We start from the raw sequence: 14,909 nt of genomic DNA on the forward strand, positions 1-14,909 counted from the left end.
GCCTGCGTCACCCGCTCCACCGGTGCGGCGGGGGCGGGCGCTCCCGCGGGACGGGAGGCGCTGCGGCGGCGACGGGATAGGGACTCGCTCACGAAAGCACTCCGACCGCTCGCAGGTCTGCGGCGAGCAGCTCGAGCTGCTCGCCGGTGGGCATCAGCTGCGGCAGGCGCGGTTCGCCGACCTCGATGCCGAGCAGCCGCAGGCCGCCCTTGCTCATCGCGACCCCGCCCAGCCGGGCCATCGCGGCGTGCAGCGGCAGCAGCGTGGTGTTGATCTCGCGGGCGCGCACCACCTCCCCCGCCGTATACGCCTCCAGCAGCGCGCGCAGCCGTTCGGGCGCGAGATGGCCGATGACGCTGATGAATCCGGTCGCGCCGACCGACAGCCAGGGCAGGTTGAGCGCGTCGTCACCGGAGTAGAAGCTCAGGCCGGTGCTCGCGATGAGCTCGGCGCCCATGTTCAGGTCGCCCTTGGCGTCCTTGACCGCGACGATGCGCGGGTGCTCGGCGAGCTTGCGAATGGTGTCGCTGGCGATCGGCACCACCGACCGTCCCGGGATGTCGTAGAGAGTGACCGGCAGGTCGGTAGCGTCCGCGACGGCGGTGAAGTGCGCGATGAGCCCCTCCTGCGAGGGCCGGGAGTAGTACGGCGTCACCACGAGCAAACCGTGCGCACCCGCCCGCTGCGCGTTACGCGCCAACTCGATCGAATGGGCGGTGTCGTAGGTGCCCGCCCCCGCGATGACGGTCGCGCGCTCGCCCACGGCGTCGACGACGGCGCGCAGCAGGTCGGCTTTCTCCGATTCGGTGGTGGTCGGCGATTCACCGGTGGTGCCCGAGATCGCGAGCAGGTCGACGCCGCGGTCGACCAGGCGGGCCGCGAGCGCGACCCCGGAATCGACGTCGAGCTTGCCGTCGGCGCTGAAGGGGGTCACCATCGCGACACCGACCGTGCCGGACGCACGCAGCTCCGTTGGCGTCGATTCACCGTTCTTCATGGTCAGAAAGGCTACCCGGTCCGGGACACGCCCTCGACACCCTCGTCGGCGATCAGGCCGCAACACAGACGCGAATCCATATCGGTGACGCCACCATGATGTCGAACTGCGGCTTGCCCGACATCAGGAATGACGTCACACTGACATCATGGATCTGAACAAGTACACCAGCAGGCTGCGCGAGGACCTGATCGCCGCCGCGGCGCTCGGCGACGAGAAGACCCAGGCCACGGCGGCGGCGCTGGCCGCGGCCACCGAGGGCCCGGCCCGCCTGATGCTGCTCGCCGCGCTGTCGGACCTCGCCGCCGAGGTCAGCGCCGCGCTCGGCGACCGAACGGTACACGTCTCGGTGGACGGCACGGACGCCGCCATCGATGTGCGCAAGAGCACGACCGGCGACGAACCACCCACCTTCGAGGAGATGACCGGAGACATCAGCAGGGTCACGTTGCGACTGGTGGAGCAGATGAAGGCGCGCGCGGAAGAGGCTGCCGCACAGAGCGGTCAGTCACTGAACTCGTGGCTGTCGAGCGCTGTCCACGGGGCCTTGCGCGACCAGATGCGCGGGTACGGGCCCAAACGAGACAGCTGACCCAGTAGCGCTACAGCATTGCGGCGAGATTGCCGCGATCGCCCACGGCGACCTCGTCCAGTTCGAGCCAATCGGCCATCTCGCGCAGCGCCCCACCGAGGGCGTGGGCGGTGGCCGGGGTGTCGTACCCGGGTTCGGCGAACGCGGCGGGCACCGACAACCGGCCGTTGGTGCGCTCCGCGCGCAGGTCGACGCGGCCGACGAGGGCACCGTCGAGCAGGAACGGGAAGACGTAGTAGCCGTGCACCCGTTTGTGTTCGGGTGTGTAGATCTCGATGCGGTAGTGAAAGTCGAAGATCCGCTCGGTGCGCGCACGGAAGAAGATGAGCGGGTCGAAAGGGCACAGCAGCGCGGCGCCTTCGACGCGGCGCGGTGTAGGTGCGCCCGCCCGCAGGTAGGCCGGTTTCCCCCAACCCGCCACCTCCACCGGGATCAACTCGCCCGCGTCCACCAGATCGGCGATGGCGGGCTCGGTTTGGCTGCGGTGCAGGCGGTAGTAATCGCGCAGGTCCGCTTCGGTGCCGATGCCGTGCGCGGTGGCCGCGCGCAGCACCAGCTCACGAACGGCGTCCTGCTCCGAGACCTCGCGCGCCAGCACCTCCGGCGGCAACACCCGTTCGGTCAGGTCGTAGTGCCTGGTGAATCCGACGCGGGTGGCCACGGACAACGCGCCCGCCGCGAACAACTGTTCGCAGATCATCTTCGTATCGCTCAGGTTCCACCAGGAACCCTTCGGCCGCGGCTTGTCCAGCTCGAGGTGGCGCTCCACCTCGCCGGCGGTGGCCGCGCCCACCGCCGTGATCACGTCCAGGATGTCCTTACCCAAGGTGGGGTTGCGCTCGACCACCTTGCGCATACCGGACCAGCGCCCGTGCTCGTACTGCCGCATCCGCCAGCGCATCAGCGGCCAGTCCTCGACCGGGATGAGAGCCGCCTCGTGCGCCCAATACTCGACGAGCGCCCGCGGCCGCCGCGTGCCGTTGCTCCACGCGGCCTGATCGAGCAGGGTGCGATCGTAGGGTCCGATCCGGCTGAACACCGGCGCGTAATGCGCCCGCACCACCGCCGACACCGAATCCAATTGCAGCAACTGAGTCCGGTCCAGAACTCCGAGCACCGTCCGCCGCGTAACCCGCCCGGGCCGGCGCGCCCCGAAACCCTGCGCCGCCAACGCTGTTCGCCGCGCCGCCGCCACGCCCATCTTTCGCATGAAGGGAACAATGCCACGGGGGACTGACAGTATTTTTTTCCAGCGCCTTCGGCGCTGGGTGTTCGCGGCCCCCTTATGGCTCGCGTCCGAGTGACCGCCGCTTGCTCCTTCGTCGCTTGCGCGGCGGTCACTCGGACGCGAGCCGGGCCGCGAACGGGCAATGCTCGGTCTCGCTTCGCTCGAAAGTCGTGGTTGGGGTGGGCTGGGCGCGTAGGCATGGAACTCGCTACTCGGTGCACGCGGCTGGGAGTTGGCCGGATCGCGTCGCGTGGTGCGAGGGCTGTTGGCTCAACCCGAACGCCGCCTGTCCTTCGTCGCGGACGCGGCGGTCACTCGGACGCGAGCCGGGCCGCGAACGGCGGATGCTCGATCTCGCTTCGCTCGAAAGTCGTGGTTGCGGTGGGCTGGGCGCGTAGGCATGGAACTCGCTACTCGGTGCACGCGGCTGGAAGTTGGCCGGATCGCGTCGCGTGGTAGCGAGTGCTGTTGGGTTGGAGACCTCAGGTCGAGACGGTGACCGTGCCGGTGGCGTCGATCTCGGTGCGGCGGTCCCGGTCCTCGGCGGTGGCCAGGACGGTGGCCAGGATGCGGCGGCCGCTCGGGAGGATGCGGACGGTGACCGAGCCTTCGTTCGCGGCGTCCAGTTCCCGGGTGGCGGCGGCGATCACCTGCTGGCGCACCCGGTGCGGGACGCCGGTGAAACCGCCGTCGTCGAGCAGGATCACCTCGACGCCGCGGGAGCGGGCTCCCCGGGCTGCGCTGCTGAGCTGCTCGGTGGCCAGCTGCGGGGCGCGCAGACCGTCGCGCAGTTCGGCTTCCAGCAGCCTGCACTGTTCCCGTTCGTCGGCGCTGAGCTCGTCGCCGTCGGCGATGCGCTCCAGGATCGGGCGCGCCACCGCGTCCAGGCGGGCCAGCTGCCGGGTGCGTTCGCCGTTCTCCGCGGCCATCGCGGCCTCCGCGGCGGCGCGCATGGCCGCTTCCTCGCGCAGCAGCCGCAGCGAACGCTGGGTCGGGCGCATGAGCGCCGCGAACAGGGAGACCCCCGCGACGGTGGCCACCGGCACGATCGAACCGACGACGACGCCCACCCGCAGGCCCGCGACCACACCGACCACGGCGATCACCACGCCGATCCCCGCGACACCGAGCCAGGCCGCGGCGAGCCGTCCCCGTAGCACCAGCACGGCGAGCACATAGGACGCGGCGAACGCCGTCCACACCTGCTTCGACCAGCCGTGCTCGACGTCGAACGAAGTGAGGGTGGTGGCGAGCGGCCCGGCGGCGGCGACGAACACCGTCGCGGGCCAGGGCAGCGGATCGTCGGGCGTCACCAGCACCACGACGCCGGCCAGCGCCAGGACGACCAGCGCCGCGACCGCGGCGGCCACCGGTGATTCGGAGAAGTTCCGGATCATGTACAGCACGATGGTCGCTTCGAGGATGACCAGGAACAGCCAAGCCGCGCGGTCGCGCAGCCCCAGCAGGTCGCGCAGGCCGAATTCGGTCTCCTGCTCAGCCATGTCCGCCCCACACCAAGGTCACCGTCGTCCCCTCACCCGGCTCGGATTCCACGAACCCGGCGCCACCGGCCAGCTGACGCATACGGCCCAGGATGCTCACCGAGATGCCGAGCCGATCGACGGGCACTGCGCTCAGGTCGAAACCCGCGCCGTCGTCGCGGAAGACGACGCGGATGCCGCCCGCGCTGATCGTCACAGTGACGGTGCGGCGCACCTCGCGCCCGGCGACCGTGGCGTGCCGCAGACTATTGCGCACGGCCTCGGCGAGTGCGGCGGCGATCGTGCTGGCGGCGTCCACCGGCAGGTGCAGATCGTCGAATCCGGCCCAGCGGCGGGTGGTGAACCGGATGCCGGGGTTCACCTCGTGCACGGCCGAGCGGAGGAATCCGATCGCCGACTGCGCGTCCAACCGGTCGGGTTCGGTCTCCCCCACTCGGCACTCGTCGAGTTGTTCCAGCGTCCGTTCGGCTTGGCGGCGCAGCACCGGCGATTCGGTACCCGCCCGCGACGCGTCCAGCAGCGTGGACAGCACCGCGTCGTGGATCAACGCGGCGAAGCGCGCGCGTTCCCGCTCGCGGGCCGCCGCACCAGCGACCGCCGCCGCCCGATTGCTCTCGATCGCCGACTCGCGATCCACGCGGGCGGCCGCGGCCCTGGCGTAGATGACGCACCACAGGAACAGCGCACTCAACCCCGCCGCCCTGGCGAAGTCGCCGAGCAGCGCGAGCGCGGTGGTGTCGCGCAGCACGACCAGATTCGCCAGCGCACTGAACGCCGAGCCCACCACCAGATACGCCACGGCGAGCGGCGGACGCCAGGCGAGCACGGCCGCGAGGACGCCCAGTGCCAGTACCCGGTACAGCCAGACCGAGGCCGCCTCCTCGGCATCCGGCACGGCGTACGCGAACGGGACCACCGCCATCGCCCCGAGGAAACTCACCGCCGCCGCCCCGGCGACCCGCTGGATCACGCGCCTGCTCATGCCGACCGAGACGACCGCGAGCACCGGGAACAGTCCGAACGCGAGCACCACTTCCACGACCGTCCACCGGACGGGCACGTAGCGGCTCTGGTCGGCGATCTCGGGCAGTTCGACGACCGCGGCGATCACCCCGGCGATGCCGATGGCCAGACCGAGCCTGCGCAAGATCCGGTCGGCGGCGCCTTCGGAGGCCTTTTCCCTGGACAGCGCGACGACTCCGCGGCGCCAACGGCTCGTGCGGGGCCGCTCGAGCGGGAGGGAGCGGGAGTGCGACGGGGCGTCCAGCATGCTGGACGCGATCATCCGCGGGTATGCCGCTCGGGAACCGGTAGCCAGCCGTCCTCCACCGCCCGCTTGTACAGGTCGGTCTTGGTCGGCGCCGGACGGCCGGCGTCGGCGTATTTCTGCCGGATCCGGCCGAGGTAGTCGTTGACGGTCTGCTCGGACAGGCCGGTCAACCGCGCGACCCGGGAGGCCTTCTCACCGGAGGCGTACAGCATGAGCACTTCTTCCTGGCGCGGACTCAGGCCCACGCTGGACAGTTGTGGATCCCCGTCGATGGCGGCCGCCCAGTCGGTGGTGACCACCTGCTGGCCACTGGCCGCTCGGCGCACGGCGGCGACGACGGTCGGCACGTCCTCGGATTTGCGCACCACACCCAGCACGCCCGCACGCGCGGCGGAGCGCACCAGGAAGGCGTTGTCCGCACCGGTGAAGACCAGCACCTCGATGCCGCGACCACGCAGGGCGCGCACGTTGTCCTCGGGCGAGGAACCGTCGGCCAGCCGCAGGTCCAGCACCACCAGATCCAGCTTCGGCGCGCCGTCGGCGGCGGCGAGCAGTTCCGGCACGGTGCCCGCGGTCAGCACCAGATCGAGATCGGTCTCCGGCGCAAGCATCGCGGCGAGACCGATCGCGACGGATTCATGATCCTCGACCAATCCGATCCGGCGCGGCGTGCTCTCGCCCCCTTCGGCCCACGTCACCTGGCTCTCCCATCCCGAGCTACTCGTCCACATCCCCACCGCGACAACAATCGCAGACAGTATGCCGGTTGATGGTGCGCGATGGTCAGACACCAGAATTCGGGGGACTTCCCTATTCACCCGACGATGACCGCCAGCGGCAAGCCGACCACGACGACCCACCCGAGTGCGATCACCGCACAGCCCCGGCCCGGTGCCACCGGGCGAAGGAGAAACGTGGCAGCACGGTCTCCACGTCGGCGATGTCCATCACCCGGTTCAGCTCCAGCGGGCCGAGGTGATGTGGGGCGGGCAGGATCACGACGTCGGCCTCCGCGTCGCGGGCCTGGTCGGCCACGGGTAGCACCGAGCGCTCATCCGGCCACACCACCCGGTAGCCGAGTCGCCGCGCGAGCCTGCACACCTGTGCCCGATCCCACTCCGGCGCGGTGCTCGCGTCATGGTCGATCCATCCGAACGCGGTCGGCCTCATCGTGTCCCCTCCCGTTGGTCGTACGTGGCTTGCACCCGCCGCCGAGGAAGCGCGTTCGGCCCGGCGGCGGGGCCGAAATCGACGCTATGGCCGGGGGATTCGGGCAGGTACCGGATCGCGGTCTACTACCGTCTACAAAGCACGGTTACCGTGGGATTCATGGACCCCAACGGGGAGATCGTGACTGGTGAGCGCCTGCGCGCCGCGCGGGTGGCGGCCGGACTCAGCCTGTCGGCGATGGCCGCGCGAACGCACTTCAGCAAACCGTTGCTGGGCCTGCTGGAGACCGGGCAGCGCACCATCAAGCCCGAGCACGTCCGGGCCTACGCCGATGCGCTCGGGGTCGGGTCGTCGCTGTTCGTGGAGCCGACTGACGGCGAGCAGGCGGCGGCGGAATGGCTTGCGCGAGTGGTCGCCTCCGACCTCGGTGGGGACACGCTGGACCGGCTGGAGGCGGCGGTGGACGACCTCGCGTCGGCCTACTCCTCCACGCCCCCTGCCGAACTCCTGATCCGCATCCGGCAGCACCTCGGCTACGCGGGGCGGCTGATGGACGGCCGGATGACCCTGGGCCAGCACCGCCGCCTGCTGGTGGCGGTGGGCTGGCTGGCGCTGCTCGCCGCCACCTGTCACATCGACCTGGGGCAGACCGGAGACGCGGCTGCCCGGGGCCACCTGGCGTGGAGGCTCTCCGAGGAGTCGGGGCACCGGGAGATCGCGGCGTGGTGCCTGGAAAACCGGGCCTGGCAGCAGCTCACCGGCGGGGAGTACGCGGCGGCGGCAGATCTCGCCCGCTCGGCGCAGTCGCTCGCGCCCAAGGACAGCTCCGCCTACATCCAGTCCACGGCTCAGGAAGGCCGTGCGCTCGCGCGCCTCGGAGACCGGCAGGGCACCCATGGGGCGCTGCGCCGGGTGGCGCGCATGGTGTCGGGGCTGAGCGTCCCGGACCGGCCCGAACACCACTTCCGGTACGACCCGGCGAAGTCCGATGCCTACGTCGCCACCACGCTCTCGTGGCTGGGTGACCCGGCGGCGGAGTCCTACGCCCGGCATGTGCTGGCCGACCTCACCCGCGCGACGCCCGCCCGGCCGCGCCGGATCGCGATGGCGAACCTGGACCTGGCCCGCACGTTGGTCGCTGCCGACAAGCCCGATGAGGCGGCGAGCGTTGCGCTGGAGGCGGTGGAGTCCGGCCGCCTGGTGCCGTCGCACTACTGGCGCGTGGCCGAAGTCGTCGCGGGCATCCAGGACCGGGGAGCGCCGGACGGGGCTTTAGTCCGGGAAGCGTTCCGGGACCTCTATTCACCCGCGTGAGTCACTGTGTGGTGCGGCTTCGCGGCCTTACCCACCGCCGTCACTCCCCCATCAACTGCGCGGCCACAGTCGCGCCGAGTTCCCAGCACGCTTCGAGGTCGTTCTTCGACGGTTTACCTGAGATCACCACGTACTCCGCGGCTTTCGTCCACCCGAGTCCGGTCGTGATCGACGTAACGCCCTTCTCCGCGCCCTCGGTGCCCTCGTTGCCATGGAAGTACGCCCCGAACGGCCGTCCCCGCGTCGAATCGAGACAGGGGTAGTAAATGACATCGAATGCGTGCTTGAGGCCGCCGCTCATGTATCCGAGGTTCGCCGGAGTGCCGAGCAGGTAGCCGTCGGCCTCCAGCACGTCGGTTGGCGACACCGACAGCGCGGCCCGACGCACGACCTCCACACCTTCGATCTCGGGGTCGGTGGCCCCGGAGACGACGGCCTCGAACATCGCCTGCGTGTGCGGGGACGGCGTGTGATGGATGATCAGCAACCGGGCCACCCTGCGATGGTATCGGCCCGTGTGGTCAGCGGGTGTCGCGCTCGTGCCGTTCCAGCGCGACCGCGCGGCGCATGGTCTCGCGGGCTCTGGTGCGGTCACCCGCGTAGTCGTAGGCGCGCGCGAGGCGGTAGGAGATCCGCCAATTGTCCGGGTCGGCCTCCCACTCCGCTTTGACCGTCGCGAACAGCTCGTCGGCGGCCGCTCGTTCGATGCGACCGGACGGCAGGCGCGGCAGCTCGGAGGTGTCGAGCTCGAGCCCCTCCTCGTGGATGCGGCGCGCCAGGTGCTGATGCGCCAGAGCCGCGCGCACGGTGGCGACGACGATCCACACGCCCAGCAGCGGCAGGATCAGCACGCCCACGCCGATGACGACCGCCGCGACGTCGCCGGAACCGATCAGGCCGACCGCGATCCGGCCGAGCAGCAGGAAATAGAAGCCGAGGACCAAGATGAGCGCGGCGATCAGCGCGACCACCTTGACGATATCCGCGCTTCCCTTCCGATCGGAGGGCTCCGAACCGCTCACGATCGCGCACCGCTGCGGTTCGGCGACACCGGGAGCGATAACCGACGCGCGCTCACAGGTCGAGGAACGGGTCGAGGCCGACGGTGAGGCCGGGGCGGTTCGCGATCTCCCGCACGCCGAGCAGCACGCCGGGGGCGAACGACGAGCGGTCGATCGAGTCGTGCCGGATGGTGAGGGTCTCGCCCTGCGTGCCGAACAGCACCTCTTGGTGGGCGACCAGGCCGGCCAGGCGCACCGAATGCACCCGCACCCCGTCCACGTCGGCGCCGCGCGCGCCCTCCAACTCGGTGGTGGTCGCGTCGGGACTGCGGTGCAGCCCCGCTTTGTCCCGGGCGGCCGCGATCAGGCCCGCCGTGCGGTAGGCCGTGCCGGAGGGCGCGTCCGCCTTGTTGGGGTGGTGCAGCTCGATGACCTCCACCGATTCGAAGAAGCGGGCGGCCTGCTCGGCGAAGCGCATGGACAGCACCGCGCCGATCGCGAAGTTCGGGGCGATCAGCACGCCGACCTCCGGACGTCCGGCCAGCCAGCCGCGCACCCGCGCCAAGCGGGACTCGTCGAACCCCGTGGTGCCGACCACCGCGTGAATGCCGTGCTCCACCAGGAACTCCAGATTCCCCATCACCACGTCCGGGTGGGTGAAATCGACGACCACCTGCGTATTCGCGGCGGTGAACGCATCCAGCGAATCGTCCTTGTCGACGGCGGCGACAAGTTCCAGGTCGTCCGCCGCCGTCACCGCCGCGCAGATCGCCTGTCCGACTTTGCCACGCGCTCCGAGCACTCCGACCCGAATGGTCACCGCACCTCCTCGTTCCGCTTCGGTCGGGGATCAGCCTAATGTGCCGCGCCGAGCCCATTCCCTCCGCCGCCCGGCTGATCCGGCGGCAGCACCGACGCCGCCGCGGGCGCGGTCGTCCGCAGCCGCGCCGGGCGAAGCCCTACCGCGACGGCTGTCGTTCGCCGACCTCCCGGCTCGGCGTGTCCGCGAGGTTCGCGGCCATCCGTTGCAGCGATCGCACTGTCGCGGCGAACTGCTCGTCGGTGACGCCCTCCGCCATCTGCCGCCTGCGCCGGGCGATCCGGGCGAAGGCCGCGTCGTGGGCGACGCGGCCCTTCTCGGTCAGCGACAACATGCCCGCGTCGTCGGCGACCAACCCGGCCGCGACGAGTTCGGCCAGTTCGGTTGGCCATTCGGAGTCGTCGGCCCAGAAGGTGTCGAGCGCTTCGCGGACGTCGTCGGCGCGCTGCGGGCCTTCCGCGAGGGAGTGCACGGCCTGCCAGCGTCTGCGGCTGAACCCGCCCGCGGCGAGGTCTTCGTCGAAGCGCTGATTGATCAGTCGATCGAGTTCTACGAGCCAGTACCCGATGCCGCGCTGGATGGCCATCGCCGCTCCTATATATGCAGTAATACAAGTACATGTACTATGACATATAAATTTCCGGCACGACAGGGTGAGCGTATGGACGAGCACGATGCCGTCACCGTCGCCGTGGAAGCGGCGATGGTCCGGATCCGTCGCAGGCAGACGCGCGGCGCGCTGAGCGAGGGCGCGATCCCCGTTGCGGTGTTCGGTGTCCTGGACGCTGTGGCCGGCGGCGTGGCCGACACCGTCGGCGAACTCGCTCCCGCCCTCGGTGTCGACCAACCGAGGGCGAGCCGCCTGGTGGCGCGAGCGGTCGCCGCCGGACTGCTGGAACGCGTCGCCGATCAGCGCGACGGACGACGTTCGGTCCTGCGCGCGACCGCCGCGGGGCGCCGAGCCTCCGCCGAGGCCGCGGCACGACGTCGCACCGCCATGGCCGCCGCGATGGCGGATTGGACTCCCGCCGAACGCGCCGACTTCGCCCGCCTGCTCGTACGGTTCGTCGAGAAGATGGACCGGCCCGCCGGCTGAGCGGCCCCGCCTACCGCCCGCGCAGCCCCTCGGTCAAGGCCCGGCCGGGTCGGCTCAGTCGAAGACGATGACCTGGCGCAAGGCGTGACCAGCGGCGAGTTCGTCCATGGCGCGGTTGATCTCGTCGAGACCGATATGCGCCGACACGAGCCGCTCCACCGGCAGCCGTCCCGCCCGCCACATGCGGACGTACTCGGGAATGTCCCGGGACGGCACGGCGGACCCGAGGTAGCTGCCGACGATGGAACGTCCCTGGGCGACCAAGGCTAAAGGAGAGATTCCGGCACGGGCGTCGGGAGCGGGCAGGCCGACGGTGACCGTCGTGCCACCGGGCGCGGTCGCTGCCACGGCGGTCTCGAAGGCGCGCACATTGCCCGCGGCCTCGACCACCACCTCGGCCTGCACGCCGAGTTCGGCGACCTCGGCCGGGGTGTACGCCGCGTGCACTCCCAATTCCCGTGCGAGCGCGAGCTTTTCCGGAACGGTGTCGACCGCGATCACCTCGTGTCCCTCCGCGGCGAGCGACAGCGCGACCAGCACCGCCGCCATGCCGACGCCGCCCAGACCGACGACCATGATCCGGTCCCCGGTCCCCGGCCGCGCCGAATTCAGCAGGGCGCCACCGCCGGTCAGCACCGCGCAACCGAGGACGGCCGCGACTTCCGGGGGCACGTCGTCGTCGACGGGGACCACCGACCGGCGATCCACCACCGCGTGCGTGGCGAAAGCGGAAACGCCCAGGTGATGGTGCACCTCGGCGCCCGCGCGGGACAACCGTCGCCCGCCGTTGAGCAATTCGCCCGCGTTGTTGGCCACGCTGCCGGGCACACACGGCGTACGGCCGTCGGTCGCGCAACCCGCGCATTCGCCGCAGCGCGGCAGGAAGGTCATGACCACGCGCTGCCCGGCGGCGATGTCGCCGTCACCGGGACCGACCGCCTCGACCCGCCCCGCGGCTTCGTGGCCCAGCAGCATGGGCACCGGCCGCACCCGGTTGCCGTCAACCACCGACAGGTCCGAGTGGCACAGTCCCGCCGCCTCGATCCGGACCAGCAGTTCGCCCGGCCCCGGCTCGCGCAACTCCAGATCGCACACGGTGATCGGCGCCGATTCGGCGAACGGCGCCGGCGCCGCGATCCGCTCCAGGACTGCTCCACGAATCTTCATTCCGCCGACGCTACCGCCCGCACCGGTACGGGCACACCCGTCCGGGACTGGCGCGCGCTCGCGGGCGGTGTTAAGTTGGCCGATCGTGACGGTGCTCCCGTTGGCCGCCTTGTACCGAGCCCGGGGCCGGGATCGTCACGTCCCAGAGGAGAAACTCCACTGTCCGTACAGTTCGATCACACCATTGTCGGTTGCCACGATCATCGCGTATCCGCCGCCTTCTGGGCGGACATCCTCGGACTGGAAGTCGGAACGCCATGGGGGCCGTTCATCCCGATCTCGCTGCCCGGCGGGGTCACCTTCGACTTCGCGAACGTCCCCGCCGAGGTCACCGACATCCAGCCCCAGCACTACGCGTTCTTGGTCTCCGAGCCGGAATTCGACGCGGCCTACGCCAAGATCCAGCGTGATCGCCTCGACCATTGGGCCGATCCGCAGCAGCGGCGACCCGGCGAAATCAACCATAACGACGGCGGACGCGGCGTCTACTTCCTCGACCCCAGCGGTCACTTCATGGAGTTGATCACCGTCCCGTACGGCGGCGGGTGATCTCACTTCCCCACCGTAGCTGGTGATCCCGGCCTCGGAGGTGACGGCTGCGGTCGGCGTACGATGCCGCGAATGGGTGTGGATCTGGTCGACGCGGTCGAGCGGTTGCATGCCGACCTCGCGACGTGGCTGGGGTCGGAGGCGCGAGCCGAGGTATTCGAGCGGTTCGCGGCGGCGCAGCACGAGCGGTTCAGCATGGTGACGACCGGCGGCGAAGTGCTGGGGCGCGGTGCGCTGCTCGAGAGTCTCGGTGCCGCGCGAAATGCCGTGCCGGGATTGTCCATCGAGGTGTCCGAGGTCGAAGAACTCTTGCGGTCCGGTGACGTCGCGGTGGTGCGTTTCCTGGAGACGCATCGAGCGGCCGGAAACGTCACGCGCCGCCGGGTGACAGCCGTGCTCACCACCGACGACCCGGAGGCGGTGCGCTGGCTGACGGTGCACGAAACCGACGCCGCGCCGTCCTGACCATTCCCAGCACGGGGACGTGCGGGCAGCGGGCGAGTCCCGGACAATTTCTCCGGAATCCTCGGACGCGGGCGGTGTCACGCCTCGTCTGCGCCGAACGTGCGATCGACGGTCCGGGACGACGCGAGGAGGCCGGAGCCGGTGGATCGGTGGGAACGCGACGGGCTGCGCGCTACCAACAGCGGAATCCGCAACCAGGTCGACCACATCCTCGATGCGCTGGCCGAGCAGCGCACCCACCTGCGGACGGTGCACGAGCAGCTGTCGGCGGTGCGGTGCACGGCGGAGTCGGCCGACAAGGTGGTGGAAGTGACGGCGGACGCCGCGGGCGTGCCCGTCGACGTGCGGTTCACCCAGGCCGCCCTGCGCAGCACGCCGGAACAGCTGGGCCGTTCGGTCACCGAAGCGTGCCAGGAGGCGGCGCGGCGGGCCCGCGAACAGCACGCGGCGATCATCGCCCCGATCGCCGCCGACGCGGATGCGATACCCGATCTGCCCGATCTGGTTCCCGGCGCTCCGAGCCTGCGGGAGGTATGGGAACCCACGCCGGAACCCGGCGGCCGCGCGGACTCAGCGCGTCCAGGGCCGTGATTCCTCGCCGGACGGGACGGCCCGGCCGATCCGGGCCGACTCGACCGGCGAGGAGATACGGCCACCCCGAGCGCTCTCGGGTGGCTCGGGGTGGCTCGACCGTGCGGTCCTCGAGTGTCGGCACATGGCATCTACCTCCGTTCGGGTGGGCAGCGCATCGGCTGCCGAAGGGGCGGGCGAGTGATCAGGCGTAGAGCTTCGCGAGGAACGCGGTGATGTTCTCGCGCACCCGCTCGATCTTCTCCTCGGGGATGAGGTCTTCCCGGTACCGGCTTCCGAGCGCGGGCCGCTTCTTGTTGCGCGCGTACAGCGAGCAGGCCAGATCGGTGCACATGTAGGTGCCGACCGAGTTGCCCCTGCGCCCGGATTCCCCGGCCTTGTGCGCGGTCATCAGCGAGACCCCGCCGCCGGTGTGGGTGGTCAGGCAGATCGTGCACATCTGCGCCCGGCCGGTGCCGCCGGTGGCATAGCGCAGTGCGACGCCGACCAAGCGGTCCTCCTGCGGCACGATCAGATAGCCCCGCCCGGGCAGGGACGGATCGCTCCAGCCCAGGAAGTCGAGCTCGGCCCAGGGCCGCTCGTCCAGGTCACGCGGCACGGGCAGCCGCTTGGCGTCTCCTTTCGAGCAGTTGACGAACGACGACCTGATGTCGCGTTCGGTGACGGGTTCCATGGTCGGATCTCCTTCGGTCGATCGGTGGGCAAACCGCAGCGACGTTACGGTCCGGCCGGTGGGCGGGACAACGGATTTTCCTGGTGCCGCACGGCGGTTGCCGTCAGGGGCACTGTGCCCTCAACACGGCGGGCGAGACATGGCGTGGGCGAAAATGGCGCGGGCCGGCCGCAACATCCGAACGTCGAAAGTCTTCGGCGCGTGCCTGTTTCGGGTGACGGGCGGCATCGACACAGCCGCAGTGACCAGACCGCGAAAGCACCGGCTTGTGCGAAATTCCAGGCTCGCATATCGACCGACAATCACCGGGTGCACGTCGGATTCGATTGGTGTACGTTGCTGTTTGTAAATGCCGAACAGCTGCTCGGGTGGGGCGAGAGCAGCACATCCCGAAGGCGGAAAGGCCCGAAACAGTCGCGTATGTTGTTGTCCATTCTGCGACGGATCAGCGTATGCGCGCTCATTTCGGTGCTG

The 14,909-nt window shown here is 70.4% G+C and carries 18 protein-coding genes; 6 read left to right on the forward strand and 12 right to left on the reverse strand.

Annotated elements, in window-relative coordinates; genetic code table 11:
- Positions 1 to 88 precede the first annotated feature (88 nt).
- Complete coding sequence (gene dapA / locus HOV91_RS27550) at positions 89 to 997, reverse strand: 4-hydroxy-tetrahydrodipicolinate synthase (protein WP_174188274.1); 909 nt, start codon at positions 995 to 997, stop codon at positions 89 to 91.
- A 148-nt stretch (positions 998 to 1,145) separates the two neighbouring features.
- Between dapA and HOV91_RS27555 the strand changes: the two genes are divergently transcribed.
- On the forward strand, positions 1,146 to 1,589 hold the full coding sequence (locus HOV91_RS27555) for a hypothetical protein (RefSeq protein ID WP_174188275.1): 444 nt from the start codon (positions 1,146 to 1,148) through the stop codon (positions 1,587 to 1,589).
- A 10-nt stretch (positions 1,590 to 1,599) separates the two neighbouring features.
- Here the strand turns inward: HOV91_RS27555 and HOV91_RS27560 are convergent, their stop codons facing one another.
- From HOV91_RS27560 to HOV91_RS27580, 5 genes are all read right to left on the reverse strand, one after another.
- Entirely contained in the window at positions 1,600 to 2,799 is a 1,200-nt protein-coding gene (locus HOV91_RS27560) for a winged helix-turn-helix domain-containing protein (RefSeq protein ID WP_174188276.1), read from the reverse strand.
- A 500-nt stretch (positions 2,800 to 3,299) separates the two neighbouring features.
- On the reverse strand, positions 3,300 to 4,319 hold the full coding sequence (locus HOV91_RS27565) for a DUF8320 family protein (protein ID WP_174188277.1): 1,020 nt from the start codon (positions 4,317 to 4,319) through the stop codon (positions 3,300 to 3,302).
- Positions 4,312 to 5,589 (reverse strand): ATP-binding protein, encoded by a 1,278-nt coding sequence (locus tag HOV91_RS27570; RefSeq protein WP_246350985.1) that lies wholly within the window; start codon positions 5,587 to 5,589, stop codon positions 4,312 to 4,314. Before HOV91_RS27570 ends, HOV91_RS27565 begins: the two co-directional genes overlap by 8 nt.
- 11 nt (positions 5,590 to 5,600) lie before the next feature.
- Positions 5,601 to 6,320 carry a DNA-binding response regulator gene (locus tag HOV91_RS27575; RefSeq protein ID WP_217441228.1) on the reverse strand — a complete coding sequence of 240 codons (720 nt, stop codon included), beginning with the start codon at positions 6,318 to 6,320 and terminating at the stop codon, positions 5,601 to 5,603.
- A gap of 139 nt (positions 6,321 to 6,459) precedes the next feature.
- A complete protein-coding gene (locus HOV91_RS27580; RefSeq protein WP_174188280.1) occupies positions 6,460 to 6,759 on the reverse strand; it encodes a Rossmann-fold NAD(P)-binding domain-containing protein in 300 nt (99 codons plus the stop codon).
- A 159-nt stretch (positions 6,760 to 6,918) separates the two neighbouring features.
- On the opposite strand from HOV91_RS27580, the gene HOV91_RS27585 reads away from it, so the two are divergent.
- The gene (locus tag HOV91_RS27585) at positions 6,919 to 8,073 is read left to right on the forward strand and encodes a helix-turn-helix domain-containing protein (RefSeq protein WP_217441229.1); all 1,155 of its coding nucleotides are present in this window, start codon (positions 6,919 to 6,921) and stop codon (positions 8,071 to 8,073) included.
- Positions 8,074 to 8,113: 40 nt separating this feature from the next.
- Here HOV91_RS27585 and HOV91_RS27590 read toward each other — a convergent pair whose 3' ends face one another.
- From HOV91_RS27590 to HOV91_RS27605, 4 genes are all read right to left on the reverse strand, one after another.
- Positions 8,114 to 8,569: a flavodoxin family protein gene (locus tag HOV91_RS27590; protein WP_174188281.1), complete on the reverse strand. Its 456-nt coding sequence runs from the start codon at positions 8,567 to 8,569 to the stop codon at positions 8,114 to 8,116.
- A 25-nt stretch (positions 8,570 to 8,594) separates the two neighbouring features.
- The gene (locus tag HOV91_RS27595; protein ID WP_174188282.1) at positions 8,595 to 9,095 is read right to left on the reverse strand and encodes a hypothetical protein; all 501 of its coding nucleotides are present in this window, start codon (positions 9,093 to 9,095) and stop codon (positions 8,595 to 8,597) included.
- 52 nt (positions 9,096 to 9,147) lie between these two features.
- A complete protein-coding gene (dapB, locus tag HOV91_RS27600) occupies positions 9,148 to 9,894 on the reverse strand; it encodes a 4-hydroxy-tetrahydrodipicolinate reductase (protein WP_174188283.1) in 747 nt (248 codons plus the stop codon).
- A 139-nt stretch (positions 9,895 to 10,033) separates the two neighbouring features.
- Complete coding sequence (locus HOV91_RS27605; RefSeq protein WP_174188284.1) at positions 10,034 to 10,480, reverse strand: winged helix DNA-binding protein; 447 nt, start codon at positions 10,478 to 10,480, stop codon at positions 10,034 to 10,036.
- Between the two features lie 75 nt (positions 10,481 to 10,555).
- Here HOV91_RS27605 and HOV91_RS27610 point away from each other — a divergent pair, with 75 nt between their 5' ends.
- Complete coding sequence (locus HOV91_RS27610; RefSeq protein WP_174188285.1) at positions 10,556 to 10,990, forward strand: MarR family winged helix-turn-helix transcriptional regulator; 435 nt, start codon at positions 10,556 to 10,558, stop codon at positions 10,988 to 10,990.
- A gap of 54 nt (positions 10,991 to 11,044) precedes the next feature.
- Here the strand turns inward: HOV91_RS27610 and HOV91_RS27615 are convergent, their stop codons facing one another.
- Positions 11,045 to 12,157: an alcohol dehydrogenase catalytic domain-containing protein gene (locus tag HOV91_RS27615; protein WP_174188286.1), complete on the reverse strand. Its 1,113-nt coding sequence runs from the start codon at positions 12,155 to 12,157 to the stop codon at positions 11,045 to 11,047.
- Positions 12,158 to 12,316: 159 nt separating this feature from the next.
- Here HOV91_RS27615 and HOV91_RS27620 point away from each other — a divergent pair, with 159 nt between their 5' ends.
- The 3 genes from HOV91_RS27620 (at position 12,317) to HOV91_RS27630 (ending at position 13,762) form a co-directional block, all read left to right on the forward strand.
- Entirely contained in the window at positions 12,317 to 12,706 is a 390-nt protein-coding gene (locus HOV91_RS27620; protein ID WP_174188306.1) for a VOC family protein, read from the forward strand.
- 72 nt (positions 12,707 to 12,778) lie between these two features.
- The gene (locus HOV91_RS27625; protein ID WP_174188287.1) at positions 12,779 to 13,171 is read left to right on the forward strand and encodes a DUF4440 domain-containing protein; all 393 of its coding nucleotides are present in this window, start codon (positions 12,779 to 12,781) and stop codon (positions 13,169 to 13,171) included.
- Between the two features lie 141 nt (positions 13,172 to 13,312).
- A complete protein-coding gene (locus tag HOV91_RS27630) occupies positions 13,313 to 13,762 on the forward strand; it encodes a YbaB/EbfC family nucleoid-associated protein (RefSeq protein ID WP_174188288.1) in 450 nt (149 codons plus the stop codon).
- Between the two features lie 184 nt (positions 13,763 to 13,946).
- Here HOV91_RS27630 and HOV91_RS27635 read toward each other — a convergent pair whose 3' ends face one another.
- Positions 13,947 to 14,435 carry an FBP domain-containing protein gene (locus HOV91_RS27635; RefSeq protein WP_174188289.1) on the reverse strand — a complete coding sequence of 163 codons (489 nt, stop codon included), beginning with the start codon at positions 14,433 to 14,435 and terminating at the stop codon, positions 13,947 to 13,949.
- Positions 14,436 to 14,909 lie beyond the last annotated feature (474 nt).

It is taken from the genome of Nocardia barduliensis (assembly GCF_013315795.1).
GTDB lineage: Bacteria > Actinomycetota > Actinomycetes > Mycobacteriales > Mycobacteriaceae > Nocardia > Nocardia barduliensis.